Source organism: Natrinema hispanicum, from assembly GCF_004217335.1.
In the GTDB taxonomy this organism is placed as follows: domain Archaea; phylum Halobacteriota; class Halobacteria; order Halobacteriales; family Natrialbaceae; genus Natrinema; species Natrinema hispanicum.
In genome coordinates, this window is sequence record NZ_SHMP01000009.1 from 182,299 (window position 1) to 208,901 (window position 26,603).

General features: G+C 55.5%; 28 protein-coding genes and 4 pseudogenes. 18 read left to right on the forward strand and 14 right to left on the reverse strand.

The genetic code is table 11. The annotated features are described in order from the left end of the window. Nucleotides 1-14: 14 nt before the first annotated feature. The 4 genes from BDK88_RS19835 to BDK88_RS19850 all read left to right on the forward strand — a co-directional run bounded on the left by BDK88_RS19835 (nt 15) and on the right by BDK88_RS19850 (nt 2,050). Entirely contained in the window at nt 15-266 is a 252-nt protein-coding gene (locus tag BDK88_RS19835) for an AbrB/MazE/SpoVT family DNA-binding domain-containing protein (RefSeq protein WP_130501869.1), read from the forward strand. Beyond that, nucleotides 267-692: a PIN domain-containing protein gene (locus BDK88_RS19840; RefSeq protein ID WP_130501870.1), complete on the forward strand. Its 426-nt coding sequence runs from the start codon at nt 267-269 to the stop codon at nt 690-692. A gap of 187 nt (nt 693-879) precedes the next feature. Next, nucleotides 880-1,815, forward strand: a complete 936-nt coding sequence (locus BDK88_RS19845; RefSeq protein WP_130501871.1) for an ArdC-like ssDNA-binding domain-containing protein — start codon at nt 880-882, stop codon at nt 1,813-1,815. Continuing rightward, the gene (locus BDK88_RS19850; protein WP_130501872.1) at nt 1,808-2,050 is read left to right on the forward strand and encodes a HalOD1 output domain-containing protein; all 243 of its coding nucleotides are present in this window, start codon (nt 1,808-1,810) and stop codon (nt 2,048-2,050) included. Before BDK88_RS19845 ends, BDK88_RS19850 begins: the two co-directional genes overlap by 8 nt. 87 nt (nt 2,051-2,137) lie before the next feature. Here BDK88_RS19850 and BDK88_RS19855 read toward each other — a convergent pair whose 3' ends face one another. Genes BDK88_RS19855 through BDK88_RS19865 form a run of 3 tightly spaced genes read right to left on the reverse strand, consistent with a single transcriptional unit; the run spans nt 2,138 to nt 5,531 of the window. Then, the gene (locus BDK88_RS19855; RefSeq protein ID WP_130501873.1) at nt 2,138-3,151 is read right to left on the reverse strand and encodes a glutamate cyclase domain-containing protein; all 1,014 of its coding nucleotides are present in this window, start codon (nt 3,149-3,151) and stop codon (nt 2,138-2,140) included. Nucleotides 3,152-3,201: 50 nt separating this feature from the next. Then, on the reverse strand, nt 3,202-3,561 hold the full coding sequence (locus BDK88_RS19860) for a PqqD family protein (RefSeq protein ID WP_130501874.1): 360 nt from the start codon (nt 3,559-3,561) through the stop codon (nt 3,202-3,204). Beyond that, entirely contained in the window at nt 3,558-5,531 is a 1,974-nt protein-coding gene (locus BDK88_RS19865) for an OPT family oligopeptide transporter (protein ID WP_130501875.1), read from the reverse strand. The genes BDK88_RS19860 and BDK88_RS19865 overlap by 4 nt, the downstream gene beginning before the upstream one ends. 219 nt (nt 5,532-5,750) lie before the next feature. Here BDK88_RS19865 and BDK88_RS19870 point away from each other — a divergent pair, with 219 nt between their 5' ends. The 3 genes from BDK88_RS19870 to BDK88_RS19880 are packed head-to-tail and all read left to right on the forward strand — an operon-like array spanning nt 5,751 to nt 8,220. Next, the gene (locus BDK88_RS19870; RefSeq protein WP_130501876.1) at nt 5,751-6,434 is read left to right on the forward strand and encodes a potassium channel family protein; all 684 of its coding nucleotides are present in this window, start codon (nt 5,751-5,753) and stop codon (nt 6,432-6,434) included. Beyond that, nucleotides 6,431-7,984 carry a TrkH family potassium uptake protein gene (locus BDK88_RS19875; RefSeq protein WP_130501877.1) on the forward strand — a complete coding sequence of 518 codons (1,554 nt, stop codon included), beginning with the start codon at nt 6,431-6,433 and terminating at the stop codon, nt 7,982-7,984. Before BDK88_RS19870 ends, BDK88_RS19875 begins: the two co-directional genes overlap by 4 nt. Continuing rightward, the gene (locus BDK88_RS19880) at nt 7,981-8,220 is read left to right on the forward strand and encodes a DUF2177 family protein (protein ID WP_130501878.1); all 240 of its coding nucleotides are present in this window, start codon (nt 7,981-7,983) and stop codon (nt 8,218-8,220) included. The genes BDK88_RS19875 and BDK88_RS19880 overlap by 4 nt, the downstream gene beginning before the upstream one ends. Nucleotides 8,221-8,417: 197 nt before the next feature. Here the strand turns inward: BDK88_RS19880 and BDK88_RS19885 are convergent, their stop codons facing one another. Beyond that, the gene (locus BDK88_RS19885) at nt 8,418-9,494 is read right to left on the reverse strand and encodes a 2,3-butanediol dehydrogenase (RefSeq protein ID WP_130501879.1); all 1,077 of its coding nucleotides are present in this window, start codon (nt 9,492-9,494) and stop codon (nt 8,418-8,420) included. Nucleotides 9,495-9,858: 364 nt separating this feature from the next. Between BDK88_RS19885 and BDK88_RS19890 the strand changes: the two genes are divergently transcribed. Continuing rightward, complete coding sequence (locus tag BDK88_RS19890) at nt 9,859-10,074, forward strand: hypothetical protein (RefSeq protein WP_092935360.1); 216 nt, start codon at nt 9,859-9,861, stop codon at nt 10,072-10,074. Further along, nucleotides 10,058-10,638, forward strand: a pseudogene (locus tag BDK88_RS21980) (ArdC-like ssDNA-binding domain-containing protein); the annotation flags it as partial. The gene BDK88_RS19890 and the pseudogene BDK88_RS21980, both read left to right, overlap by 17 nt. On the opposite strand, the gene BDK88_RS19900 reads toward BDK88_RS21980, so the two are convergent. The 3 genes from BDK88_RS19900 to BDK88_RS19915 all read right to left on the reverse strand — a co-directional run bounded on the left by BDK88_RS19900 (nt 10,629) and on the right by BDK88_RS19915 (nt 13,504). Further along, nucleotides 10,629-11,669, reverse strand: coding sequence for a zinc-dependent alcohol dehydrogenase family protein (locus BDK88_RS19900; protein ID WP_092935358.1), 1,041 nt, complete (start codon nt 11,667-11,669; stop codon nt 10,629-10,631). The pseudogene BDK88_RS21980 and the gene BDK88_RS19900 overlap by 10 nt on opposite strands. 134 nt (nt 11,670-11,803) lie before the next feature. Continuing rightward, entirely contained in the window at nt 11,804-12,478 is a 675-nt protein-coding gene (locus BDK88_RS19905; RefSeq protein WP_092935390.1) for a helix-turn-helix domain-containing protein, read from the reverse strand. A 345-nt stretch (nt 12,479-12,823) separates the two neighbouring features. Then, complete coding sequence (locus BDK88_RS19915) at nt 12,824-13,504, reverse strand: type 1 glutamine amidotransferase domain-containing protein (RefSeq protein WP_130501880.1); 681 nt, start codon at nt 13,502-13,504, stop codon at nt 12,824-12,826. Between the two features lie 463 nt (nt 13,505-13,967). Here BDK88_RS19915 and BDK88_RS19920 point away from each other — a divergent pair, with 463 nt between their 5' ends. Then, nucleotides 13,968-14,978, forward strand: a complete 1,011-nt coding sequence (locus BDK88_RS19920) for a zinc-binding dehydrogenase (RefSeq protein WP_049912070.1) — start codon at nt 13,968-13,970, stop codon at nt 14,976-14,978. Nucleotides 14,979-15,526: 548 nt separating this feature from the next. Here BDK88_RS19920 and BDK88_RS21985 read toward each other — a convergent pair. Continuing rightward, nucleotides 15,527-15,715: a hypothetical protein gene (locus BDK88_RS21985; protein WP_242611748.1), complete on the reverse strand. Its 189-nt coding sequence runs from the start codon at nt 15,713-15,715 to the stop codon at nt 15,527-15,529. Here BDK88_RS21985 and BDK88_RS22180 point away from each other — a divergent pair. Together BDK88_RS22180 and BDK88_RS19925 are read left to right on the forward strand one after the other, a co-directional pair. After that, nucleotides 15,657-15,782, forward strand: a pseudogene (locus BDK88_RS22180) (DUF389 domain-containing protein); the annotation flags it as partial. The gene BDK88_RS21985 and the pseudogene BDK88_RS22180 sit on opposite strands and share 59 nt — an antisense overlap. Before the next feature lie 52 nt (nt 15,783-15,834). Next, nucleotides 15,835-16,554, forward strand: a complete 720-nt coding sequence (locus BDK88_RS19925) for a DUF389 domain-containing protein (RefSeq protein WP_338143229.1) — start codon at nt 15,835-15,837, stop codon at nt 16,552-16,554. A gap of 134 nt (nt 16,555-16,688) precedes the next feature. Here BDK88_RS19925 and BDK88_RS19930 read toward each other — a convergent pair whose 3' ends face one another. After that, nucleotides 16,689-17,552: a coenzyme F420-0:L-glutamate ligase gene (locus BDK88_RS19930; RefSeq protein WP_130501881.1), complete on the reverse strand. Its 864-nt coding sequence runs from the start codon at nt 17,550-17,552 to the stop codon at nt 16,689-16,691. Then, nucleotides 17,548-19,137 carry an oleate hydratase gene (locus BDK88_RS19935; RefSeq protein WP_092936169.1) on the reverse strand — a complete coding sequence of 530 codons (1,590 nt, stop codon included), beginning with the start codon at nt 19,135-19,137 and terminating at the stop codon, nt 17,548-17,550. Before BDK88_RS19935 ends, BDK88_RS19930 begins: the two co-directional genes overlap by 5 nt. Nucleotides 19,138-19,486: 349 nt before the next feature. On the opposite strand from BDK88_RS19935, the pseudogene BDK88_RS22440 reads away from it, so the two are divergent. Beyond that, nucleotides 19,487-19,582 (forward strand): annotated as a pseudogene (locus BDK88_RS22440) (DUF955 domain-containing protein); the annotation flags it as partial. After that, nucleotides 19,572-19,733: a hypothetical protein gene (locus tag BDK88_RS19940; protein WP_242611585.1), complete on the forward strand. Its 162-nt coding sequence runs from the start codon at nt 19,572-19,574 to the stop codon at nt 19,731-19,733. The pseudogene BDK88_RS22440 and the gene BDK88_RS19940, both read left to right, overlap by 11 nt. A gap of 124 nt (nt 19,734-19,857) precedes the next feature. On the opposite strand, the gene BDK88_RS19945 is transcribed toward BDK88_RS19940, so the two are convergent. Further along, a complete protein-coding gene (locus tag BDK88_RS19945) occupies nt 19,858-20,085 on the reverse strand; it encodes a MarR family transcriptional regulator (protein ID WP_006182396.1) in 228 nt (75 codons plus the stop codon). 165 nt (nt 20,086-20,250) lie between these two features. On the opposite strand from BDK88_RS19945, the gene BDK88_RS19950 reads away from it, so the two are divergent. Next, nucleotides 20,251-21,984, forward strand: coding sequence for an ATP-binding protein (locus tag BDK88_RS19950; protein ID WP_130501882.1), 1,734 nt, complete (start codon nt 20,251-20,253; stop codon nt 21,982-21,984). Between the two features lie 100 nt (nt 21,985-22,084). Here BDK88_RS19950 and BDK88_RS19955 read toward each other — a convergent pair whose 3' ends face one another. Further along, nucleotides 22,085-22,357: a hypothetical protein gene (locus BDK88_RS19955; RefSeq protein WP_130498602.1), complete on the reverse strand. Its 273-nt coding sequence runs from the start codon at nt 22,355-22,357 to the stop codon at nt 22,085-22,087. A gap of 302 nt (nt 22,358-22,659) precedes the next feature. Between BDK88_RS19955 and BDK88_RS19960 the strand changes: the two genes are divergently transcribed. Further along, nucleotides 22,660-22,917: a hypothetical protein gene (locus BDK88_RS19960; RefSeq protein WP_130498603.1), complete on the forward strand. Its 258-nt coding sequence runs from the start codon at nt 22,660-22,662 to the stop codon at nt 22,915-22,917. 377 nt (nt 22,918-23,294) lie between these two features. Further along, the gene (locus BDK88_RS19965; RefSeq protein ID WP_130498604.1) at nt 23,295-23,753 is read left to right on the forward strand and encodes an RDD family protein; all 459 of its coding nucleotides are present in this window, start codon (nt 23,295-23,297) and stop codon (nt 23,751-23,753) included. On the opposite strand, the gene BDK88_RS19970 is transcribed toward BDK88_RS19965, so the two are convergent. Then, complete coding sequence (locus BDK88_RS19970; RefSeq protein WP_130498605.1) at nt 23,743-25,413, reverse strand: ATP-binding protein; 1,671 nt, start codon at nt 25,411-25,413, stop codon at nt 23,743-23,745. The two genes, BDK88_RS19965 and BDK88_RS19970, sit on opposite strands and share 11 nt — an antisense overlap. Nucleotides 25,414-25,611: 198 nt before the next feature. Next, nucleotides 25,612-25,962: a winged helix-turn-helix domain-containing protein gene (locus BDK88_RS19975; protein WP_130498606.1), complete on the reverse strand. Its 351-nt coding sequence runs from the start codon at nt 25,960-25,962 to the stop codon at nt 25,612-25,614. A gap of 153 nt (nt 25,963-26,115) precedes the next feature. Here BDK88_RS19975 and BDK88_RS22185 point away from each other — a divergent pair. Then, a pseudogene (locus tag BDK88_RS22185) lies at nt 26,116-26,603 on the forward strand (response regulator transcription factor); the annotation flags it as partial.

Sequence of the window (26,603 nt, forward strand, 5' to 3'; positions counted from 1 at the left end):
TCATAGTGATCGATATGAGCGGTGAACGGATCGACGCCGAAAGCAAGGTGTCAGGAAATCAAGCGAACATCCCGGTTCAAATTCGGCGTGAACTCGGTATTGACGACGGTGACCAGCTCCGGTGGCATATCGAAGACGATGGGAGCGTTCGCATCCAAGTCATCCAACAGCAAACAGGCACGTTCGCTGAGTTCGATGGCTACGAGGGCGAGACGGATACCAACGTCACGACCGATCATGACGCTTGGGGCGTCGATGTAGAGTGAATGCCACGCGCGCTCATCGATACAACGGTCCTCTTCGCAGCAACATACCGACGAAACAGCTCCCACGAAGCCGCGCTCCCGATACTCCATGGCATCGACAATGGGTCCCTTCCAGAGACGGTGGTCCTCGACTACGTCCTCGCAGAAACGCTCAACGGCCTCGTTACCCACGCCGGCCACGACGCAGCTGTCGACCGTATTGAGGAAAACGCTCGCTTCCATATCGACTCGCTCACTGCCGACGCTCTTGCGACGGGAAAAGCACTGTTCCGACAGCACGAACCACTGTCCTTCGTCGATAGTTGCATTATCGCGTATATGCAGATCGAGGGGCTCGGTTATCTGTATGCGTTCAACGATGACTTCGATGCAGCAGAGGATATCTATCGACTCGACACAGCTACGAACCCCTACGATCCCAATTGACGCCGACAGACGGTAGTGAATTGCTACCGGTCACTGTCTTCAGAAGAAACGGAACGTCAGCGCCCACTGACTAACGACTCTCTAGCTGCTCGAGTCCGGCATATTTTGTGAGACCCCCTGATGGGCGGAGGTCTTCTCGAGTTCAGTTCGATTCGATCCGACACGACTCGAGAAGCAGTGATCAAACATGGCTACGAGCAGCAGCTCCCGGGAAACGTTCGACGATTCGGACACCCGGCACGACGAGATGCACAGTACGATCAAGGCGTGGGTCCAGGACCTCGTCGACAAGGTCGATGACGCCGTCTCGAGCGAGCAGTTCACAGAGTGGTTAGACGTCCAGAGTCGCTTCCATGACTACTCGCACCGAAACACGCTGTTGATCAAACTCCAGTGTCCACACGCGACACGCGTTGCCGGCTATCGAACCTGGCAAAACGAGTTCGACCGGCACGTGAAGGAAGGAGAGACAGCGATCTGGATCTGGGCACCCATCATTGCAAAGCAGTGCCCTGACTGTGGGAACTCCCCGTCGTACCACGAGCGCAGTGACTGTGAGTATGACAACACCCCTCCGGACAGCTGGGAAAAAGGACTCGTGGGCTTTCGGCCAGCACCTGTCTTCGATATTTCGCAGACTGATGGCGAGCCACTGCCCGACCTCGAGACAGAAGCCAAGGGACAAGCTGACGAGTTGGTTCCCGCACTCCTCGAGGCAGCAAACTCGCTCGAGGTAGACGTAGCGGTCGTGCCACCCCAGGACTGGTCGCATGGGAACGCCAAGGGCATCTGTGAGTACCGCCCTCAAGAGCAGCCACGCGTCGCCGTCCGTGATCGTGAGAACGAGGCTGATCTCGCTGTCACGCTCGTTCACGAGTACGCGCATTCGCTGTTACACAGTGGCGTCGACGACGAGGCTGAGCGATCGAAACGTGAACTCGAGGCCGAAGCGGTCGGCTACATCGTTGGACGGCACTTCGAGTTGGATACCAGTGGATCAGCGTTCTACCTTGCCGCGTGGAACGGTGACGAACCGGAGACGATCCTCGACCGGCTTGAGCGGATTAGTTCGACCGCCCAGGAGATCATCGACGTCGTCAGCGAGGTGACCGACGATGAGTGATCGACCGCTTCTGCTCGAGATCATCACTGCACTCGAGGAACAGGGCCTCGATCGAGACGAGTACCAACTCCAGCGGGTGATCGACGTCGAAGCACTCGAGCGACTTGTAGACTCGATGGGTCCACAGACTGATACTGATCTCGAGATTCGGTTCTCGATTGGGGAGTTCCGTGTGATAGTGACACCATCCGATGTTGGAACCAAATCTAAACTAAGTAGACATTCTGGTGGTTAGTTGCAGATCTATTCATCAGTCGATTCATCGTAGAAGCGCCTGGAATCAACACTGTGAGAAGACTTCGATGACGCCCTTATAGTATAGCTATCGTCCGATTTCACTGCCACCGCGGGTATGAACAGATGAACGGAGGACCTCGCGAATCAGACGGAGCATTGATTCATGTGCATCCGGCGGCATCCCGTCACACCAGGCATTTGTTCCGCCTACGATCCCATCGATACTACCAGCCATCGATGCCTGAACAAGCATCCGACGCTCTACTTCGGGATCATGTAATACGGGGGTCTGCGTCACGTGTGAGAGACAGGCTGCGATCGCGTGCCCACCCCAATTCGAAACCGTTGCCGGAACCAAGAGATCCGTTTCAATGTCCGCTGCTGTCCCTGCTCCACAGCCACACTGACATTCGTCCCCGTACTGGATCTCATCTTCGACTGTTTCTTGAACAAGACCCATACCGACCTCATTTCCTGCGTCGCCGACAGAGACCGTCAACACATCAGCCGGAAGTCGACTGTAGAGTTCATCCACTTTGGCTGTCTGTTCGGTCACGTCGTATCCAGACATATTGTGGTAGACACCCTCCTTGTTTGGAGCGGCCTTCTCTACGGCGATGACCGCAGCGGGGTCAACCTCTGACAAGATTTCCTCGACATACTTCTGAGCCTTAGAGCGGTCAGCGGGGAATGGTTCGACCGAGACAGACCGTTTGTTATTGGATACTGCCTCTCGATCAAGAACACGGAGTTCACCAGCCGTTGCCGTTGCCTCACAAATATCGACAGCCGCAGGTTCACATGCAATGATCGGGTTTGCATCGAGAGCACTGTCGACAGCACGTGCAACAGAGACCGCACCGAGTGGCCCATCTGTCTCCTGAACCATCGACGGCGGAATCAAAAAGCCAGTGAGCACAAGCACAGTATCCTCGGAATCGACAGCGTTATTGAGACGTTCAGCAGCCTGCATCGAAGGGTTGCTCCCCTGTTTTTCGCGAACTGCAGAGGAAATGGGATAAATCGTATCGCGACTCCCGATATCAGTCGTCGTTAGGTCATCGACAATCGTAGCCACGTTTTTTGTATTTTCTGGCATTATTATCCTGGTTGAGTGGTGTTTAGTACCCTATAAAGACTTGTCAGCGGTCACTCGTCTGCTTGGTCGTCGAACTGGATTAGCTCTCGTTCCTCAAGTTGCATGAGGAAGTGAGCAAGCGTTTCGTTGACTGGTTCGACACGATTGGCGTCGTGTTCTTCGGCGACGATCGATGCGATCTCAGAGACGGTATGATCGCCGTCGCAGTGGCGCCAAACAGTCGTACCGATTGGATCCAGCGTGAGTTCGCGTTCACGGCTTGTCCCGAAGAGGTCGAACAGGAACTGGTCGAGTCGATTCCGTGGGGATTTCGTCCACGTGATCGTGACTCGTCGGTCGCCATCACTGATCGTTACTTCCCAGTCGTCCGTGGTTTGTGTCGGGATAGCATTCGGCGCATGCGTGCTCATGTATCGACCGTTTGGGGCCCGCGGAGGACACCGACAGTGAAGATTCCGACGAGGGCGACAAGAGCCACAACGCCAAGGATCGTCTGTGTTTCGGCGCCGAACCCTAATGGGAACGGTGCACCGCTGGCCGCGCCGATCTCGAGGATGTAGAGCGCGCCGATGACGATCCCCATGATCGCTTCGCCGGTGATCAGCCCAGCAGCGATAATCCGTCCCCGGTAGGTTGTATGTTCCTCGACGGTGCCGTCCTCGTCGTCGTTCCGCGCGACGTACCAGTCGATTCCAGCACGGAGCAGGCCGCCCAAGAAGATCGGCGTCGCGAGCGTGATCGGAAGGTAGATTCCGACTGCGAAAGGCAACACTGGGACGTCCATGAGGATCAAGACGATCGCAAAGACGGCGCCAATGAGGATCATCCCCCATTGGGCGGTTCCAGTGAGAACGCCTTCAGAGATCAGTGCCATCATCCCCGCCTGTGGTGCGGGAATTGTCTCGCTCCCAATGCCGTACGCCTGATGGAAGAAAGACAGTACCCAGCCCGCAAAGAGGGCAGAGATTGCGATCCCAATCATCTGTGCGATCTGCTGGTTGCGTGGCGTCGCACCGAGAAGATAGCCGGTCTTCAGGTCCTGTGAGGTGTCGCCTGCGACTGCCGCAGCGATCGCGACGACTGAGGCCGTGACAAGTACCACGACAGGATCGGTCACGCCGGTCGACTTCAGTGCTAGCGCGGCGATCAGGATCGTCGCAACGGCCATCCCGGAGACGGGGTTCGACGAACTCCCCACAACCCCAACCAGATATGCGGAGACAGCAACGAAGAGGAATGTGGCAGCGACAGCGATGACCCCGCCCAACAGTCCGACTTGAACCTGTGGGATTGCGACCAACGCGAGCGCGATCACGGCAGCCCCGATAACGACGAGCTTCATCGGGAGATCTCGCTGCGTTCGCCGCTGTTGCTCCGTTTCAGTCGTCGCGGAGCCGCGAAGATCAGCCATGGCTGTTGCGAGCGCATCGCGGATCGTCCCGCTCATCGAAAGAATCGCATAGAACCCGCCGACGATCATCGCGCCTGCACCGACGTAGCGGATGTACTCGTCCCAGACTGCGTTCGCCTGCGTCATAAGCGTCGCGTCGGCGGCCGCCTCCGGAACGAAGCCGCCCGTAATGAGCAGCGGGATTAACATCATCCAGGCGATCAACCCGCCGCCGAACACGTAGCCAGCAATCTTTGGACCGATGATGTATCCCACGCCGATCAGTGCGGGAGTGAAATCGCCACCGATGGCGAATCCACGAGTCTGACCCGCCGAAAAGGCCGTCTGAATGGTCGTCTTGAACGCAGCCATCCCGCTAGCCGGCCACATATAGACGAAACTCACGAGAAAGCCAAGCGATATGAGCTTTACGCCCCCCTCGCCCTGTGAGCCAGCTTCGAGAACGTCTGCACACGCAGTCCCCTCCGGATAGGGGAGTTCCTCGTGTTTGTCGACAATGAGATATCGACGCATCGGGATCATAAAGAGAATCCCAAGTAGTCCGCCCAGAACTGCGACCGCTGCGGTTCCGGCAATGTCGATAGGTTGATCAAGGAACGTGACGCCAGCGATTGTAAAGATCACGCCGGCCGCCAGCGCCTCTCCCGCGGACGTCATCGTCTGGACGATATTGTTCTCGAGGATCGTCCCGCCGATACCGGCGTTGCGAAGTGCGTAAAACACGCCCATGCTGATGACCGCAGCTGGGATCGAGGCGCTGATCGTCATTCCCGACCGCATCCCGAGATACATGTTCGCGGTCAACAGCACCACGTTGAGCGCGAGACCGATCAGGACTGCCTTGATCGTGAGTTCTGTGACGCTTTTCCCAGCGGGGACGGTTGGAGACGGGCCGTCTCTCGCTGTCTGTTCATTCGCTGTGCGACTGTCGTTCGACGCGATTGTATCTTCCGATGGTCCGTGAGACATGTTCGAATCAGGCGGCCGTCCTCGTCACCCAGTGCCAAAAAACAACTTGAGTGTCACAGCGGAGGGAATTTCCGTGGTGATGCACCGAGTTCGTGGGAAAGCGGTTCCGCGTTCAGGATTGGTGTAGTCAGTTGCAGTTATAAATACAGAGCGTTCTTCGGAAACGGATTGCTAGCCGGATAGGGCGACTTATGACATTTAGTTTGAAACGTTACAGTGATGCATTTCATTGTCGTCGGAGCTGGGAGCGTCGGCACTCTGTTGGTAGATCTCGCATCACGAACTCGAAACGACGTGGTAGTCATTGAGAACGACACGACGAGAGCGAACGAGATCGCGAACAAATACGATTGTCTGGTACTCAACGACGACGCTACGAGAGAGGAGATACTCGAGGAAGCAGGTGCTGACCGAGCTGACGCCCTCATCTCGACACTCGAGTTGGACGCGACGAACCTATTTGTCTGTCTGCTCGCGACCGAACTCGGGATTCCAACCGTTGTTTCTGTGCTACATCAGCCTGAACACCGAGAGCTGTTCCGCAAGATGGGTGTCAACGCGGTCAAAAGTCCTCACCAACTCGCTGCTGAATCACTGTATCGGACGGCACGACAGCCTGCGATTATCGACTATATGCCGGTCGAAGGCGATGCAGAAGTGTTCGAAATCGACGTCACAGAACAGGCTCCGATCGCGGGGCAGACTCTCAAGAAGGCTCGATCAGACGAGGTGATTCCTGATGATGTGCTTGTCGTCGCTGTCGTCCGCGAGGACGGCAACGAGCCACAGATCGCTCGCCCGACAACAGCGATCGAACCCGGTGACCGGCTAACCGTCTACTCCGAACGTGGAACTGATCCAGCAGTGACGGATATCTTCGGATTCTTTGATGACTATCGATGAGAAGTGACACGGTCGCGCCTCTTGGACGGGATCTTGGCTGGATGCTTCGGGTTCTTGGTGGACTGATTTTGATATCGGTCGTCGTCCCGCTCGTCTGGGGGGAATACTACGCCGTCCCAGGACTTGTGATCTCAGGGCTGGTACCGGTAGCGATTGGATGGGGGCTCTCAACAGCGTTCGCTGATGCCGACAGTCCAGACAAACTCCATGGAATGATGATCGCCGCTACGGGTTGGTTCGCTATCGCAGTGTTCGGTTCGCTGCCGTTTCTCACGGTTGCCTGGATTGCGACACTTACGCCGGGTGGACTCGGACTTGCAACGCCACCCCTGACGGAGAGTCTCACCGTCTTCACGAACCCACTGAACGCGATCTTCGAGAGTATGAGTGGATTCACTGGAACAGGATTAACGATGGCCGAAGACGAGAGTACGCTCCCACGGACGCTACAGTGGTGGCGGAGTCTGATCCAGTGGGTCGGCGGTGTTGGTGTGATCGTGCTTACGACGGCAATCCTTGCTCGTCCCGGAAGCGGGTCGTTGACGCTGTACAAAAGCGAGGCGCGGTCGCAGAAGATTCATCCCAGTATCGTCTCGACGGTACAAACGATCTGGTGGATCTTCCTTCTGTTTACGTCACTCTCGATTCTGTTGCTCTGGCTGGCCGGGCTGCCACCGTGGCAGGCAATCAACCACGGTATGACCGCTATTTCAACCGGCGGATTCTCGGTTATCGACGGGTCGATCGGTGCATACGATAGCGTCGTCATCGAGGCCGTCTTGCTCCCGATTATGATTGCGGGCGGCATTGCATTTCCGGTCCACTATCTCGTACTTCAGGGGGACTTACGAGGACTTTATACGGATCTTCAGACGCGATGGTTGGCCGCAGTTCTCGTGGTTGGGTCGGTGTTTCTCTGGCTGTTGGTTTCGCCAGCGTACGATTCGGTCATGGAAGCGTTCCGATACGGCGTCTTCCAGTTCGTTTCAGCACTGACTGCCACAGGCTTCCAGACGGCGACTGAACCGGCACCTCTCTCGCTGGCTGTCTGGCCTACAAGTGCGCTGCTCACGCTGGTGTTCGCGATGGTCGTTGGCGCAGCAGCCGGTTCCACCGCGGGCGGAATCAAGCTCATTCGGCTGATAATGCTGGTGAAAGGGATCCGATTTCGCGTCTCCTATGTTTTCTATCCCGACAGTACTGTCCACCGACTTTGGATTGACGACCGGGTCCTCGACGAAGAAGAAGGTCCCCGGGAATTCGGAGAAGCAGCGATCATTGCTCTCCTCTGGTTCGTGTTCCTTGCAACGAGCCTGTTCATTCTCCTGATGACACTCCCGAGTGAGACCTACCCCCTGGAAATGATCCTCTTCGAAATCGCAAGTGCACAAGGGAACATCGGCCTTTCGGCCGGGATCACTGGCCCCGAGTCGTTACCGACGGCCGGCAAGCTTGCATTCATCCTGAATATGTGGATCGGCCGACTCGAGATTATCCCGATCCTTGTCACACTTCGAGCACTCTTCTGGCGAGGTGGCATCTACGAATGAGTCGGCGTCACTATCGGAGTCGACTCCTTACCTGGGTACTAAACTCGGGCCCAGATGATCCAGTCTACAATCTCTATCTCATACTTGGGCCGCTTCTGATTCTTTTCGTCGTCCTTGTCGGAAGGAATAGCATGACGACGGTTCTTGTTGCCGGATACATCGTCGGATTCGCTGTCTACACGATTTATAACGTGTCCACAACTATGGAACATCCCGACTGGGTGCAACGTCCGTGACTACCAGCTATGAGTGTGTCATACAATAGTTCTCAACAGTCGTTATTAATGGCATCAATCTTGAACAAAACCAATAACTGGCGAAACTACAGGCTCATACGCGAATTGAGAGCTGTATAATCGTCAGATAGAGGGTATGAGATATTCTATGACACGCTGGCTATCGTAAACGATAGTGCAGCTACAACACTGGCCGACTACAGTTCGACGAGGATCTTCACTGCTTCTTGCTCCGGACTAAGAAGCGCCTCGAACCCATCTTCAACAACATTCTCTAGTTTAATCCGACTGCTGATCAATGCTTCCGGATCAAGGTTCTCCGATTCGAACATACCGATGACCGCACCGAATTCCTCGTCTGACTGTGGACCACCTTCATAGGCGAGCGTCCCACTGAGTGTCCGCTCACCCATAACGAATTCATTCGGATTTAGTTCTACGGTCTCTTCGAAGATGCTGACGATCGTAATGTTCCCACTAGGAGCGGTCGACGCGATTGCGTCCTGAACTGTCTGCTCAATCCCTGCGGCTTCGAACGCCACATCAACGCCACCATCGGTTTGCTCAGTAATGTATTCAGCTGCGTCAGTCTCAATCGGGTTAATTGTCTTATCTGCTCCAACTTCAGATGCGAGGTGACGCCGTGAATCCTGCGGTTCAACACCGTAGATCGTACCCGCGCCAGCTGCCTGCAGCACCTGAATCACTGTCAGGCCAATTGGACCTGTTCCATAGACAGCAACTGAATCACCAGCAGAGAAATCACTGGTCTGGACTGCATGAAATCCAACACTGAACGGCTCGACAAGAGCGCCGTATTCTGTAGGGATTGAGTCTGGAAGCGTGATTGCTTTCTCTTCAGGAACGACAACTTCCTCAGAGAGCCCACCGCCACCACCAGAAAGACCAATGAATCCACCCGACTCGCAGAGGTGATAATTCCCTGCTTCACAGTGCTGGCACTCATCACAGTAAATGATCGGGTTCACTGCTACGTGATCGCCAACAGAAATATTGCTCACTCCTTCGCCCACTTCTGTCACTTCGCCCGCAAACTCGTGACCCATCGGAATCGGAAGCTCTTCACCCGTTACCGGGTTTGGCTCTCCTTCATCAGGGATGAAAATCGGACCTGCCGTATACTCGTGAAGATCCGAACCGCAGATCCCACATGCTTCCACGGCAACACGGACTTCATTTGCAGCAGGTCCTTCTGGCTCTTCAATATCTTCGACACGAACATCTTCCTGTCCATAATAAACTGCTGCTCTCATTACGGAGTTACCTTACTGCCCTCTGTGGATAATAGTTTGGTTGAATCAGGCTCTGTTGAAATCCTCAGTAGTCACACATATTGCAATGGGTACGGTCAATACACGAGACCAAGCGATCGGATAACGAGTCAAAATGGAGTAGTATGCCGCTCGCCGATGGTTTATTATTTATTATATTAGATGTATAATAATTGGGAAAAGGTGAGAATATGTGTGGATTTTTGAGCGGTTAAATAGGAATGGTACTCCCGAACAGCGGACTGAATAAGAACTCAGCCGATTAGTCGGACAGAATCATCGCAGCGGTGATCAACTCCACACACTCGACAGCGAACATGACGCCGCAGACGTGGGACAGCAGTGTGTGGGCCACCACGTAGACGAAGGACGTGAGCGAAGCAGTCGTGCTGGCCAGCCAGAACTGCTGGACCCGTCGAACATGGAGCATCTCGAGCAACCGCTGTTCCTGTTCGAGTCTGGCGTCTTTTGTAAGAGCCCTGAATGGCTGGAGGTCGTCTCGAGTTCGATTGAATTCGATTCGACTCGAGAAGCAGTGATCGAATATGGCTACGAGCAGTAGCTTCCGGGAACCGTTCGACGATTCGGACACCCGGCACGATGAGATGCACAGGACGATCGAGGCGTGGGTCTAGGACCTCGTCAATGAGGTTGGTGACGCTTTTTCGAGCGAGCAGTTCACAGAGTGGTTAGTCATCCAGAGTCGCTTCCAGGACTACTCGCACCGAAACACGCTGTTGATCAAACTTCAGTGTCCAGAGGCAACGCGCGTTGCCGGCTACCGAACGTGGCAAAGCGAGTTTAACCGACACGTCAAGGAAGAGGAGACGGCAAGCTGGATCTGGGCACCCATCATCGCGAAGCAGTATCCCGACTGTGGGTACTCTCCATCGTACCCAGAGCGCAGTGACTGTGAGTATGATGACACCCCGGACAGTTGGGGGAAAAGGGCCTCATGTGCTTTCGGCACGCGGCCGTCTTCGATATTTCGCAGACTGACGGCGAACCACTGCCCGACCTCGAGATCAAAGCGAGAGGTGATGCTGACGAGTTAGTCCCCGCACTGCTTGAGACAACAGACACACTCGAGGTAGACATAGAGGTGGGGTCAGAGCTCTACTGGTCGACTTTCACCAAGACCTTGATTGCGTCTCGCTCGTCCATCGCCTCATATCCCTCGGGAACACTGTCGAGATCGACGATCTTCGTGAAGATCGGCGACGGATCAAGGGTACCCTGCAGTACGTCTTCCATGAGTTCCTCGGCATATGCCCGGACTGGTGCAGGGCCACCGGTGAACGACGCGTTGCTGAGGAACAGCGGCTGAAGGAACGACGGGTCCTCAACGTGCGGGACGCCGACGTATCCGATATTGCCACCGGGGCGAACCACACCGGCAGCCGTCTCCAGCGAGGATTCCGCGCCGACGCATTCGAGGACGTGATTCGCGCCACCGTACGTGAGTTCCTGGACTTCCTCGATGGCTTCTTCGCCGCGGCTGGCGACAGTTTCTGTCGCGCCGAGTTCCTCGGCAAGCTCAAGACGGTCCTCGTGGTGACCGACCGCGATAATGCGCTCTGCACCAAGCCGCTTGGAGGCGAGGACAGCACAGAGCCCGACAGCACCGTCGCCGATAACGACAGCCGTGTCACCGGCCTGGACGTCCGCACAGACGGCGGCGTGGTGGCCCGTACACATCACGTCTGTCAGCGGGAGGAGTGCTTCGAGTGTGTCCTCGTCGTCGGCGTACCTGTCAGGGACACGGACAAGCGTACCGTCAGCCTGCGGCGCGCGGAGTTTCTCACCCTGCGCGCCGCGACCTTCACCGCCCCAGAAGCTGCCGTTCGGGCACGACGTGTGGAGTCCCTTGCGACAGAACTCGCACTCGCCACAGCTGGTAGAGAACGGAGCAAACACGCGGTCGCCAGGTTCGACCGACCGGACGTCGTCACCGACTTCCTCGACGATACCCATCGGTTCGTGACCAACAGGTTCACCTTCTTCCTTCTCCTCCTCACCGCGGTAGAACCAGAGGTCGGAGCCGCAGACGGCGGTGTGTGTAACGCGGATGATAGCATCTGTCGGTTCCTCGACCGACGGATCGGGTCTGTCTTCGATACGGATGTCGCCGGGACCGCGATAGACTGCTGCCTTCATAATCGTATACAGTCTACTATGCAGCCCAAGACTGGATATCGCTGATGCTATCCAGATAGGACGTTTAAATAGCACCAGAAATTTCCTCTCTTCCAGACAAAAAACCGTTCAGAATTCACTCAGCAATTTCGTGACTATCTGGAGATTGTGTCTACTGAAACCGGTGAGTCAAGCGAGGAAGTAATAAGTTGCCGTTCCCCACGGCGGAGGAGATTCGATAGCGACGGTTGTGAGATACCGAGTTCCTCGGCAAGCTCTTCGGCTGTGACCTGGCGCGGGCTCTCATAGTAGCCACGGGAGATAGCGAGTGTGAGAGCCTCTCGTTGCCGGTCAGTCAATCCATGTTGGGGCGAATCGTCAGCAGTCGATGGTTCGGAAGTAATGGAGATGAGATCAAGAGAGATACTGTGACTCTCGCAGCTCTTTTGGAATTCGTTGAAGGCCTCATACGTCTTGAACACCTTCGTTTCGTGCCATCCTTCAGTAGTGATGGTAGTCGGTTCTAACTGAGCTCCTTCGAAATCGGGGGCAAGCGCCTGTGATACTGACTCCTCCAGTTCAACGACGAGCTTGTAGATCGTCTTCTCACTTGTTTCTCCCACTGAATCAGCCTCCACAACTTCTTCGAGAGCCAGCAGGTCGTTTTTGGAGATGTCATCGTCGTGATTAAATTGAACGGTGAACTCCTGCACATCCGGTTGGAGACAGAGCGCGTGAATACACTCTATTTCGTCGGGTTGCAGTGTCTTCGGAATACTGACAAGCGGAAGAAAAGGCGACTGGAGGACGAACTCGGTAGTAATAGCCATCATATAGAAATGCGCTATCTGGGCAGTTAATCTTCTGGATCCACTCAGATAGGTACAGACTGTACGAGATACTCTTAAATCCTCTACAGGATAGAGATAACGGCTGGTTGGTGGTTCGAGAGACCGAAGATTTCTCATCATCACGAAAGGCGCTTGCGCCTTTCGAACAACACAGCCAGCGGTTCGCTTGCTCAACTGTAGCGAGAGCAATTTCGCCCCGCGAGAACAGGTCACGAACCGCGAACCGTGATCTTCTACCTGCGGTCGGGAATCTCCACCCTCAGCGAGGCCCGAATAGGTGCGAACAGGGCGGAGAGGATATTAATTATCGAAGGATGTTCCGTCTCAAAGCTCCGACAAAAGCGTGTCAGCTGCAGCACTGGAAGACAGGGGACCGCGGGCAGTAATCAAGTCGCCGTCAACGATAACGTTCTCCTCGGCATCAGGATCAGCATCCCAATTGGCACCAGCAGCCCGCACCTCATCTTCAACCCAGTAGGGGAGCTTACGCCCATCTGGCAAGCGGTCATTCTCGTCAACGAGGTCTTCCTCCCACGCGTTAGGGAATCCGGTCACATCTCGGTCTGCGACTAGATAGTCACCATCACTGGTACGCGTGAACGCCATTAGTCCAGCAGCGTGACAAACGACTAATGCCTTGCCGTCGTCACCCTCGACTGCATCGCGCAGGAGCGCGCGAGCGTGACTGTCGGTGTTGATATCCCACATTGTCCCGTGTCCACCCGGGAACACCACTACATCGTAGTTCGTTGAGTCGACGCTGGCGATTGGCTCGGGATTCTGAATTCCTTCGTAACTCTCGTGGAGGTCTTGAGCGAGTTCTGCTGCCTCCTCGGTGACGAAAGCATTGTCGGGATTCAGTGAGGTCTCATCGATGACCGGTTTCGATCCCGATGGAGTCGCGATGTCAATATCAAAGTCCTTGTTTCTGAGTTCGTCAAGTGGATTCGCGCATTCTTCGCCCCAATAGCCTTCTTCACTGATAACAAACAGAGCAGATGGCATCGATGTCGTGTAGAGGTCTGGAACGGAAAAGCCACCGGGTACTATTGTGTATTGCCGCTACATTACTCTCGTAGCCAACACAGTTCCTGAAATCCACTCACAAGCACCCTTACCCGAGTTATACGATTAATTATCACGGAGCTACTGACACACACTCAGTTTCGAGAAAATACAACACATAGCAATATTATCCGGCTATCCTGGTTATCGCCAGTCGTAAGTTAGTGGCTGGGACTCGAGTGCCTTGAGACGCTGCTCTATCGCCGTGAGTACCGTCGAATACACCTCAAGTGCCGCCAGAAGTTGATTCGACAACTACTACCGGTTCGTAGTAACTTCTAGCTTTCAACTGATGAGTGTCGACTGCGTGACTATATTCACATACTTTACCTGGGTGAATCTGCCGTTCCGGTAGGTGTTGCTGGGATCGAAATTGACTCTATCTGTGTACCGAATGGCAGGTGTGCGAAATTCAAACCGCGAGTGGATATTCGCTGAACGTCCCGAGGGCGAACCGGACATGGACAGTTTCGAACTCCGCGAGCGCGACATTCCGGACCCGAAATTCGGGCAACTTCTTGTCCGCGTTCGCTACCTCTCAGTTGATCCGTATATGCGAGGACGGATGCGGGACACCGAATCGTACGCGGAGCCGTGGGAGGTTGGCGACATAATGCACGGCGCCGTTGTTGGTGAGGTCGTCGAAAGTAAGAGCGACGCCTACGACGCTGGCGATCTTGTGACAGGAAACGGAACCTGGGCGGACTACAGTCTCCTTGATGCCGATAGCGTCATGCCCGTTGACCCCAATGTGGCTGACCTACCTGCGTACCTCGGCGTGCTCGGAATGCCGGGCCGAACAGCGTACTTTGGACTGCTTGAAGTTGGTGACCCTAATCCAGGAGATACAGTTGTCGTCTCTGGAGCGGCCGGCGCAGTCGGCTCCGTTGTCGGGCAGATTGCGAAGATGAGTGGCTGTCGCGTTGTTGGGTTTGCTGGCTCCGAGGCGAAAGTCGAGTGGCTTACCGAGGAACTCGGCTTCGATACTGCGATCAACTACAAAGAAGTTGATGATTACGAGGCAGCACTGGATGATGCTGCACCAGGTGGCATTGATGTCTACTTCGACAACGTCGGAGGTCCGATCACGGATGCGGTGTTTACAAAACTGAACCTTGACGCCCGCATCGCCGTCTGCGGGCAAATTGCCCACTATAACGACGAGGAAGTGGCGACGGGGCCACGGAAGCTTACACAGCTCATCGCAACGCGAGCAAAAGTGCAGGGACTACTCGTCGCTGACTATGCCACTCGATTCGAGGAAGCTAGCGAACAACTTGGCGAGTGGGTTGCGACCGGCGACATCGATCATCGCGAGACCGTCGTCTCCGGACTCGAAAACGCACCCGACGCATTCCTCGGATTGTTCTCCGGAGACAATATCGGAAAACAGGTTGTCAAGATATCCGATTGATATCTTCGACCCTCTAAAGCGCGGAGATGGTGTCAACCTCGCCTACTTTCGCTCGGTGGTTGCACCTTGGCTCGAGACATCTCAACAGATCGTAAACGGCAGGGTACTTTCCTTGTAGAAAGATAGTTCGCTCAACCGATAGAGTTGAAGCGAAAGACCTCGGTTGCCCATGACCGTCTTCGGGTCCGAGTTGCCGAGACGCGCGCAATGGTTGATGTCTGTCCGTCTCCAGTGATCAGTATCCCATGCGCCACGTCGAGATTTCGCTCCGACCGGAGACGCGCGAACCAGTCTTAGAGGTACTTGACTCGGAACGGATTGACTTACACAGTCGTTCCGACCGACGACAGCAGCGAGTACGAATCCCTCGTATCATTCACCCTCCCGAAAAGTGCCGTCGAAGTCATCTTAGACGAGTTAGAGAGGGTCGGACTCGGCGAGGACGATCACACGGTGATCGTTACGGCAGACATGGTCATCTCCCAAAAGTTCGGAGCTCTCAAAGATCGGTTCACGGGAGAGGTGCTGGACGATCAGCGCCTCGCTCGCTACGAACTGTACGCCGAATCGGAAGGACTCATATTGGCGATTCCGATATACGTGACGCTGACGCTGGTCAGTGCGATCGTTGCGACGGCCGGGCTGTTACTCGATTCGGCTGCCGTCGTGGTCGGGTCGATGGTGATCGCACCCTTGATCGGACCGACGCTCGCAGCCAGCGCCGGGACCGTTCTCAACGAACGCGACTTGCTCTGGACCGGGGTTATGTATCAAGTGCTGGGCGTCAGCGTAGCGATTGCCGGTTCCGCGGCGTTCGCCTGGCTCTCGAAGTCGCTGTTTCTCGTACCGCCTGGGATTGAGGTCCTCGAAATCAACGAAGTCAGCGAACGGGTTCTTACCTCACCTCCTCTCGCTGGTCGTCGCCTTCGGCGCGGGAATTGCCGGCGTGTTGTGCCTTTCGACGGGTACCTCTGTCACACTGGTTGGCGTGATGATTACTGCTGCACTGATCCCGCCCGCCGCAGCGGCCGGCATCGCTATCGCATGGTGGATACCGAACGCCGCAGTCGGCTCGCTCGTCCTCGTCTTCGTCAATCTGCTGGGCGTCAATATCACGGGCCTCCTCACCCTCTGGGCGATGGGATACCGCCCCCAAATTCAGAGTGAGGAAGGGATCGCACGGCAGTTAGTCCGTCGTCGCCTCATCGTGTTGACGTTCGTCATCCTAGTACTGTCGATATTCCTGATCGGTGTCACGTGGGCGTCGTACGAACGCGCATCGCTTGAGAACGACGTCACGACGGAAGCGGAGGCCGTCCTCGACTCGTCAGCGTATCAGGACATCTACCTCGTCGAAGTCGAACTGTTTCTTGAGGAAGAAATCCCGTTCGAGCCAGTAGTACGAATCGAAGAAGGGTCCCTATTCGAGGGACCCGAACGTATTGTAATCACGGTCGAGCAGCCGAGCGATGACGACCATCCGGAACTTGTCTCGGAACTGGACGAACGAATTACCGACGAAACGGGAGACGACGTACGGGTCGACGTTCGGTTCATTGAGTACGATACTGCGTAGGGATTTCGGCGCTCTATGACTGATAGTGACATCCACTCCTGTCTACAAGGGTCTCTTACCCACAAAGAGCGTGACTCCATGAAGATCCGCTTAATTCCAATATGAAGCCAGCTGACTGTGCGACAGCCGTGAAACTATGTGTCGTTGCTCGACTCGATGTCAGAACCATTCCGGGCCTTAAATCGAGCAGTTAACTCGATGCTTTTGCGGAGGCCTCGACGAACGATGCCGCTTGAGTTCGGGACACCCTCACCGTCTTCATACTCAAGCCCACGAGCGACCACGACGGGAACCTGTTCGTCAGCCTGTCCGAACAGCAGCGCTGAACCTGCCGTGAGTTCGTCAGCGACGAGATCGACACCGCCCATCTTCGGCTGGTCGTAGAGATCTGTTCGTCCGAAATTGGCGTCAATCGCTTCGATTCCCGAACAACCAACAGCGAGGTCCATCGATCCCGGACCGGCAACTTCTGAGTCAGAGAGCACGACAGCGACGTCGGCCCCAGTTCGTGCTTCGATTTCCTTGCGGAGCCGTCGCGCACTTTCGTCGGGATCTTCTGGAAGGAGCGTCATTTTTCCTTCCGGACTGTTCGACCAGTCAATGCCTGCATTTGTACAGAGTCGGCCGTTGCGTTCGGTCACAAGCATGGAGGGGACATCGTCGAGCGCTTCTTTAGCGATGTCGGGATCCACAGCGTGTTCCAACAGCAGGTCCTCACCAATTTCTGCGATCGGGATTGCACCGAGAACGTCACTTTCCTCATAGATGACCGCCACCTCGCGTGGATCGATTCCAGTGATATCAGCGACTCGTTGGTCACGTTCAGTAACATCGACATCGTCGGCTTCGATGAGTCGCCCCTCGGCGAATGAAACGACTTTCGTGGTAATAACGATCACGTCACCGTCCGAAAGGGGATACTCCTCGTCGGTCGTCTCGACGATTCGCTCAACGAGATCGTCACATGACGGGAAACAGCACAGCCGTTGCCAGTCAATCGAACGAGGCGCTCACTGCATCTGCGAGCACGCCCGGTTCGCGGTAGTGCTTGCTCACGGGTGGAATCTCCTCATCGAGATCAAGCAGGTCATAGACGGCGGTCATCGCCGTCCGCACCGAGTACTCGACGGTGAACACGACGTCACGTTGGAGTTCGGCGTACTGCCCGAGGAATGCGAGATTGTTCGAGCTATCGGGGACGACGAGCGGCCGGTCGCCGGGCGTCCGGGGCTGGAAGTGAGCCGTAATGAACGGCATCATACACGGCACGCAGTCTACGTCCTCCAGGATTTCCGGCAGGCGATCCTCACACTGCAGGTGATAACAGAGCTCTTCGAGGATCTCTCGTCCTGTACATTCGGACATCTTCTTTTCGACGTAGTCACCCTCTTGGTCTGTGAACAGGGCGTATCCCCAGAAGAGTTTCACGTCGTCAGGCTGGTTCGGGAAGTGCGGCTGGGCTGCGACGACAGTGGACAGAAGCCAGGACGAGTCGACGTATGTTACCAGCCCGTTGCCCGGCTCCTCGTCAGTGAATTCGACGATATGATCGAACAGATCAGTGTTGTGCAACGTGACGGTAAAGGACTCCCACTTGGTCTCCTGAACATTGCCCGCGAAGACCTCGGGGTCGCCGAATCCGGTGTTGTCCTCGGCGATCGACCGCCACAGCTCCCAGGACGCGCCGGTCTCGTTCGTTTCGGGTGCTTCGTCCCATGCCCCGAGGTCCGAGCCATCGGTCATCGAACCGTTGGTGAAAAAGACTAGGTCCGTGGAATCGACCTCGACGCTCTCAGTGCCGTCTCCGGTTTCGTAGTGGAGCCGCTCGACAGTCCGCCCTACTCGAGAAGTCACGATGTCCATATCGATCACGCGACAGTCCTGCTGGAAGTCGACGCCACGAGTTTCGAGCCAGCGCCGAAGCGGCAGGATCATCGAATGATACTGATCGTACTTGGTCCGGTCGATGTCTTCTAACGTGTGTAGACCGGGGAAGACGTGCAAGAAACGGTACATATACCGGCGGACCTCAGCGACGCTGTGCCACGGCTGGAAGGCGAAAATCGTCGCCCACAAGTACCAGAAGTTCGTCTCGAAGAAGTCGTCGTCGAACCACTCTTCGACCCGGGTGTCTCCAAGTCGTTCCTCCGGTGTAAGCAGAAGTCGAACCAGCGAGAGCCGGTGGTGCATCTTCAGTTCGAACTGCGAGGCATCGAGACGGGTGCCATCCTCGACCAGCCGCGTCTCCGCATATGACTCGTGGATCTCGTTGAACTCGTTCATCTCTTCTTTGACCGAGATACTGGGGTCCTCGAGCGAAGGGATCGTCCGGAAGAGGTCCCAGGTACATTCGTAGGCGGGGAAGTTGAACATGCGCCCACCGCGGATAACGTACCCTTCGTCGGGATTGCCTGCACCGTCCATTGCCCCGCCAACGACGTCAAGTTTCTCGTAGAAATGAACGTTCTCGCCAGGCATGTTTCCATCGCGAATCAGAAACGCCGCGGCGGCCAGGCCGGCGATGCCACCGCCAACGACGTGGGCTTCGCGGTCAGCGACGTGTGGTGTCTGTTCACCAAACATGCAATCCCCCCAGCGACGCGTTCGTTCGGGAACGATCATAGGCCGTCATACCGTCTGTATTCGTCTGAAGTGCGGGTAGTGGAGTCATAGATATACTTCTGGATCGCTGCCGACCTAACAGGTGCACCTGACGTTTCATCACACTTAAACTGGGGATGGTCAAGTACATAATGTATTCCAAAATATATACCGTAATTCATACAGTCTATCTAACTTTATTTGGTATAACCACCTGTTCAGGTAGTTAATCCGTTAGTAGGCAATCAATGATCATACCACGCTATTGATCATGTGGCCGACGAGACGACGTTGGCCGCGCCGGAATTGCTCAGAATGCCACGTGCCACGTGACAAATCCGAAACGATCCCCGATCGCCTCGAGCGGATCAGTTCGACCGCCCAGGAGATCATCGACGTCGTCAGCGAGGTGACCGATGGTGAATGACCGATCGCTTCTGCTCGAGATCATCACTGCACTCGAGGAACAGGACCTCGATCGAGGAGAGTACCAACTACAGCGGATGATCGTCGCCGAAGCCCTCGAGCGGCTTGTAGACTTGACGGGCCCACAGACTGAGACTGATCTCGAGGTTTGATTCTCGGTTAGTGAGTTCCGTGTGGTGGTGACATCATCCGATGTGGCCGTGCTCAAAACTTCGTAGAACAGACTACCAAGACAAGGGTGTCAGAGGGTTTTCAGGAGTCCACGTGGATGTGAGGCTACTCCGCAAGCGAATAGAGCTTCTGACGGGCGTCTCGAAAGGACACTCGTTGCTCAACTAACTCCTTTTCCTCAAGCCGAGAGATCGCATAGCGAACAGTCCGAGATGAGAGTCGAGTTTCTTTGACCAGTTCTTTCTGTGTGCACTCTCCCTCGAATTCCAGCGTCTTGTAGACCAACTTCGCACTCGGTGGCAAGTCCTCGAGCCGTTCTTTTGCGCTGCTCACTGTCTGTAGTACTTCTTCGAAGTAGACACTATAGGTCGTTTCGCTTCGGCAACCCGGCTCATTCTTCGAGAGCACCGAGAGACTACGTCAAGTCGAACCAGAGTTCATTCCTGTTCCCAAGTGACCGCACGGTTCGGTTTGTGTGGTGCCAGATGGGTGGACACCATGACAGATCATCCGACGTTATCGGAGTTCGTGACGAGCGAAGCGACTGACTCGAGGCCGGCCAGTCAGCCATCGACTGACGAGACCGTGACGATGACGGCTGACGAGCGGGTTGCAACGTATCTCATCGAAGACCAAATGGCGGATCTCACAGACGCAATTCGCGAAGCCGTCCAAAACGGCATCGACAGTCCGGGTTCATCCCGTGTGTTGGTCAGCATCTCGCCTGAACGATCGATCATCCTCGATGACGGCGCTGGTGTCGATCTCGAGTCGACCGACGGGCGGCGAAACCTCTCAGTGCTGGGTGCAGGAAGCAAGCAACGAGCAGACGACGAGACAATCGGCGAGTGGGGCATCGGCAAGGGTGCGATCATCGCGAAGGGCGCGGTTCACATCTGGAGTCACAACGCCGCACTGTGCTTTGACTACCGAGATCGACGCGATTCAGGACCGTGGGCGGACGTCAGTGGGCGCGATGGCCATCTCGTGGACGCTGAGCATCATCTCGAGGGGATGCTCGTCGAGATCGATCACTACGAAGATGAAGTGCCCGATCCGGACAGCTACCGCTGGCGGCGCTACGTTCGCGATCTTCGCAAGCGCTTCGCGTACGTGCAATCCCGAACCGGCGTCTCGGTCGTGATCAACGGCGAACCGGTTGACAAGGGCGATCCATTCGAAGCGGTGGCTGACTCTCCACACCCATCACTCACGCGCGAAACTGACGATGCGATCCTCGCACTCGAGTACACGCCCCACGAGGGACTCGATATCTACAGCAATGGTCTGTACGTGACGACAAAACGCGAGTACGGACTCGGCGGGGTCGTCGTCTCGAAGGGGAACTTGACGCTGAACTTTGCCCGTAACGATATCCAGTCGGGCTGTGACCGCTGGCAGCGGATCGACAACGCACTCGAGCAGACACGTGACGATCTATATGCTGAGGTTTCAGACGATCGGCTGACCGCCGAGAGTCGGGAGGTAATGATCGAGGCGATGGCATCCGAGTCATCGGACGAGCAGTGGGCCGATCGCAAGCTGTTCCAGCTGGCGACCGAGTCCCGCATCAGTCTCGAGGAGATCCAGGCGGCCCCGAAAATCGGGTGGGTCGGCGGTGCCGAAAAAGGCGCGGACAAACTCGTCGAGCGTGGTTACGTCGTCCTCGATACGAGTGATTCGGCGACGCAGCGGCTTCGCGACCTCGCCACTGATGAGGACACATCGATAGCGGTACCGGAGACGTTCGATGTTGGCGAGCAAGCAGAGTCAGAAGGTGTGTGGACAGGCTATCATCGGGTTGAGGACGAATCGCAGTTGAACGCTGATCAGCGACGGTATCTCCGCTTCGCTCGAGTGCTCGCACGGGAACTTGGGATTGAGCGAGATGTGTACTATGGCGAGGCAAGTGCCGATGCCTGGACCGACGGCAGGACTTACATCGTGATCACCGACTCGGCAGTGACGAGCCGCCAGCGTGCGGTCTGGATGCACGACCTGTATCTCGTAGTGTTACACGAAGCCGCTCACGAAACCTCGAGTCGTGATCGACCCTCGCACGGGCATCACTTCGAGAGTACGTTTCGGTCGCTCGTGGAGGATCCGGATAATCGAAGTTCGTTCGCGAAGCTTGCCCAGCAGGTCGTCGACGAGGGATTCGAGTCCGTGTTTGACAAGTATGAGGTAGACCTCCAGCAGAGCGCAGCCGTCGCCTCTGGCCAAGTTCGGTAATAGAGCGGCAAAGTGGAAGATCCACTCGAGTAGAGTGCAGCGGCTCGAGCTCGGTATCGTGTGCTGATCTCCGGATACAGATTCGCTCTTCGAAGAGTCGTTAACACTGCTCTTCTGGGGATGTGATCCGAAGTTCGTTCTCGACTTCGTAGAAGTATCCGCGCTCGAGGAGGCGAGTAAGTGCGTGCTCGACGTCTCGTTGCTCGAGTGCTAACTCTGCATCGGCGACTAGGATGTCGGTGGCATCGTCGTAGTCGATCAGCGGAACACTGTCTTCTTCGTGGTCTGGCCGACATGCCTGCGTACACAGCCGGTCGTAGCACTCGAGAATCCACTCCGGAAGTGGTGGGCGTGGATCTGTGACGCGAGCCATTGCAGTTCTGTCTCGTTGTTTCGGGAGTCATCCGCATAACAGTATCCGTCGAATGCGCTCCTCTCGCAGGAACAGTGTACTCCCTTGTTAAATTGAACTGACCATTTCCACCATGTTGTTGAGCGGCGCGGAGAGACAGATACCAAAGGTATTCCCGAACGCAGCAAAGCATCACTGCAGGCCGGTCTCGAGTTCGGCAACAGTTCCTGCCATCACACACAAAGCCATACAGGCAGCCACGAGTGTGTCTGAGTGCGAAACGAGTGGAATTACTTAGCGTTCAGGGTCTCGACACGACAAGTATGGCTGGACAGCCATCTTCACGTCCGGCGAGAGCACTGAAAGCAGGTGGGCCACCAGCGGCCATCACCGCAGCTATCGGCGCTGGAGCAACTGGCGTCGCCGGCAACGGGATCAAAGCACAAACGAAACCCATCGCCGATGGCGTCGCACAGACCATCGGCCTCGGCCCGCAGTTGGGACCCGTCCTGCTTCTGGTACTCGCTGTGCTCGTACTCGTCGTCGCGTTCGTCGTTCCCGGCATCTTCGAGGGCACGTGACGAAGTTCGTCCTGATAGAGAGACGAGCGCAGGAAGGTTCCCAAGTGAATGGTATAGCATTGGGCGCAGAACTGACCCGCGCGTGCTATTATACAGCCAGGCGAGTGTGATCGATTGAACAATAAGCGTAAACTGGTACGTCGTCCAGAACCCCGAGACGTCGTAGGCGGGCACACCGTAGAGATAGAACATAGTCTTACGAAGAGTATCGATCATAGCGCATCGTACAAATCACGTTAATAAAAAGTATTGAGGAGTGTTACTGAATAAGAAATGCGGACACTCATTTTATTTCTTTGAGCACTTCTCGGCGTGTTTCCAGTGGAGAAACACTGCTCTTGGTTGTTTATTCCCACCCATCCACATATCGAGTGGACATGAAAGAAACAGATGGTCCCGAATACTGTGGAATCGGTATTCGAGGTGTCGCTATCGGAATTGATTCGTTCGTGTGGATCGCACTCCTGTTCGTTGCGATCCTCATCACAGGTGCGTTTACCGGTGAGCTTGAAACCGGAGCCCAAGGACTGAACGCAGATTTAACCGGTGCTCCAGCGTCTATCGCACTTGGACTGTGGTTCGTGCTGGCGCTTGGCTACCACACGGTATTTGAGTGGCAGTTCGGAAAGACGATCGGGAAAGCGCTGGTGAATATCCGTGTAACGACTGAGAATGGGGCATCCCTGACGCTTGGGTCATCACTGATACGGAACGTATTGCGTCTCGTCGATTGGTTACCTGCGTTGTACCTTGTCGGGATCGTTGGGATGATCGTTTCAGATCAGCGCAAACGTCTCGGCGATAGAGTAGCAGGGACAACAGTCGTCAGGTCGTAGTCGACTGTTCGTTCTTCATGTCGTGTAGATATATCGTAACGATACTACCCTCCGGAGTATTCGCGTTGAATTGCAGATCACCACCTAATTGGGTAACAGCCCAGTTGACAACCCAGAGCCCGATTCCCTGCCCGTGTTTGAGTTGTGTTTCCGTGCCGGCGGCCAAGATTTGTTGCTCTCGCTCGGGCAGCCCAGGGCCGTTGTCCGCGACGGTAATCTCAGCTGTTGCTTGCGTATCCTTTCGAACACTGACTTCAACCTGCGGTGGATCTGTGCTCGTGTGTGTGAGAGAATTTTCTACTAATTCGGAGAGGGCCTGTTGGACCACAGTTCTGTGAGAGGAAATCCATAGCTCGTCTGGACAGTTGATCGATAGTTCGCCCGAAACGTCACTGGTTCGGAACTGATCAACGACCGTTTTCGCTACGTCTGCAAGGTTGACTGGCTCCGGCGGGTTGGTACCTGCTGTCATGACCTCTTCGGCCTCTCTGGCCTTTTTGCTGAGTTCAAGCAGTTCAGTTGCGCTCTCTCGTACCCCACTCTGAACTTCGTCCTCGTCGATGTGGTCGGCATATGCGAGTACGACATCTAAGTTGTTCCGTACGTTGTGTCGAAGAACTCGGTTGAGGACTGTGAGTTGCTGCTCTCGAGTTTGTCGGTCGGTCACATCCCGAAAGAGTACGGTACTGGCAACAGGGTCCTCTTCCCCATCGGTATCTGCCTCGTCAACGGCGGAGACACTGTACTGGAACTGGCGACGTCCCTTCGCTGTCTGGAGAGTCACGGTACCTGTGGCTCCTGCGGTCAATTCTGTTTGCTCGAGCCCATCGATTACTGATCGTATCGGTTCACCAATCATCGTTGCCGCGGTGTGGTCGAATAGATCTACAGTCGCCTGATTACAGTCGAGAATGTGGTCCTCCCAATCAAGCACGACAACAGCTTCCTGGAGAGTTTCAACGACGCGTGTGCGAGCGATATAGTCAGCCTTTGGGAACCCGGTCATCACCGGGTATCGTCGCATGGCGACCGTCAGAAGGCCGCCGGACAAGAGGAGACCGACCACTGCACCGTTTGCAACGTTGGTATTGTTCCCAACGAGGCCGACTAGATACGGTGCTCCGACACCGGTTGTCAGTACTGCTATTTGGGTGTTGGAAACACGGGCGTGACTGCCACCGAGATCGGCCAGGAGATACGTCGCATACAGAAACAGTACCAACAGATACAGTAGTTCAGTCCCCAGCATCGTTGCCGCGACATATTCAATGACAGACATAGGAGGGCGGATTGCGATGACGAAACCGACCACGAGAACGGGAAATATGATTCCAGCTAACAGCGCAATCCGTCGCCACGTCAGCCCAGTTCCGCGACCTGTGTAGCTGAGTGCATACACGGTCCAAATACCGGGAACAAGGAGAGCAGTACCGAATTGACCCAGATCCAAGATCGTAGAAACCAGGCTTGGAAGCAACAACTCCGGAAGGTTCGACGCGAATGCCAAGATCGACCACAGTGTTAGGGTAGCAAGGAGCGCAATGAACGGCTCCGCACTCGGTTGCTCTCGAGACTGGAACGCTGTCCATGCTGCCCAGCCGAGAAGGATGACCGCGACAGCGTTGGGAGTGAGCACACTGAGAGTCGAGCCAAGTGCCATTCCTCGGATCCTTGACTGGGATTTGTTCTCGAGATACTATATATCCAATGATATGTTTATCTCCGATTACCGAGAAGACACCAAGTGCGGGCTGGCCGAGTGATCCGTCTGTTGTGGACAATCGAAGGAGGCAGCGGTGACAGAATCACCGCTTTTTAACAGTGTTATGCTAAAAACAACCTTTTCAAGTTTGTTCGATCAATCAGTGACTGTCACTACCGCCTCGATTCCACTTTCGTCGAGGGACATCGAGAGTGACGTGGCAACTGCCTCAAACCGTTCCCGATGATGTCCGTCTTCACAGATAGATGTCTCGGTTCGGACAAGACCAGCATCTCGAAGGTCGTTAAGACGACGGTACGCAGTCGGTCGTGAGACGTCAGCGGCTTCGGCGACGGAACGGCCGCTTCGCGGCTGCTCTGCGACGACTTCGAAGACACGACGGGTATACACGTCTCCAAAGAGCTCAAAGATCTCTTCCGTCGTGAGGTCAGGTTCTGTCTGGTCTGTTTGCTGTTTTGCTTGGGGGGCCTTGGGGTGGGCGGACATATTATTGGAGACATCACCTATCCTACTGGATTCCGGTGCTAGGTATTCCGACTGCCGTATTCACGTGACTCTAGGAGTGCAGATACAGCGCTGTGGAGAAGGCCATCAGTTATGGGGACTCACCCCTAAGTCATAGGTAAGCGATCGAGACAGATGCCTGGGAATGACAGTTTGGAGAATCTCCGTGCCCTCGTTGTCGACGATGAGCAGGAAGTCGCAGACGCATACGCGCTTCGACTGCGAGGGTGCTGTAAGGTTGAGACGGCTTATAGCGGTGAGGAAGCCCTCTCGATTATCGATAACTCCCCGGTTGATATTGTTCTTCTTGACCGGCATATGCCCGGTCTATCCGGCGATGATGTGCTCGAGGAACTCGTCGAGCGCGACTTCTATGGGCGAATCGTCATGGTTTACTGCAGTCGATCCTGGATTCGACGTCTTAGATTTACCCTTCGACGATTACCTGTGTAAGCCAGTCGACCGTGAGGACGTGCTTGCCGTAGTCGACCAGCAGCAACAGATCCTTTCGTATGAAACGCTCGGCGAGTACTTCAGTGCTGAAGCCAAACGCGCGGTGCTCGAGGGAGAACTGAGCGCAGAACAGCGCAGCAGTAACGAGCGATACGCGGAGCTCGTGGACC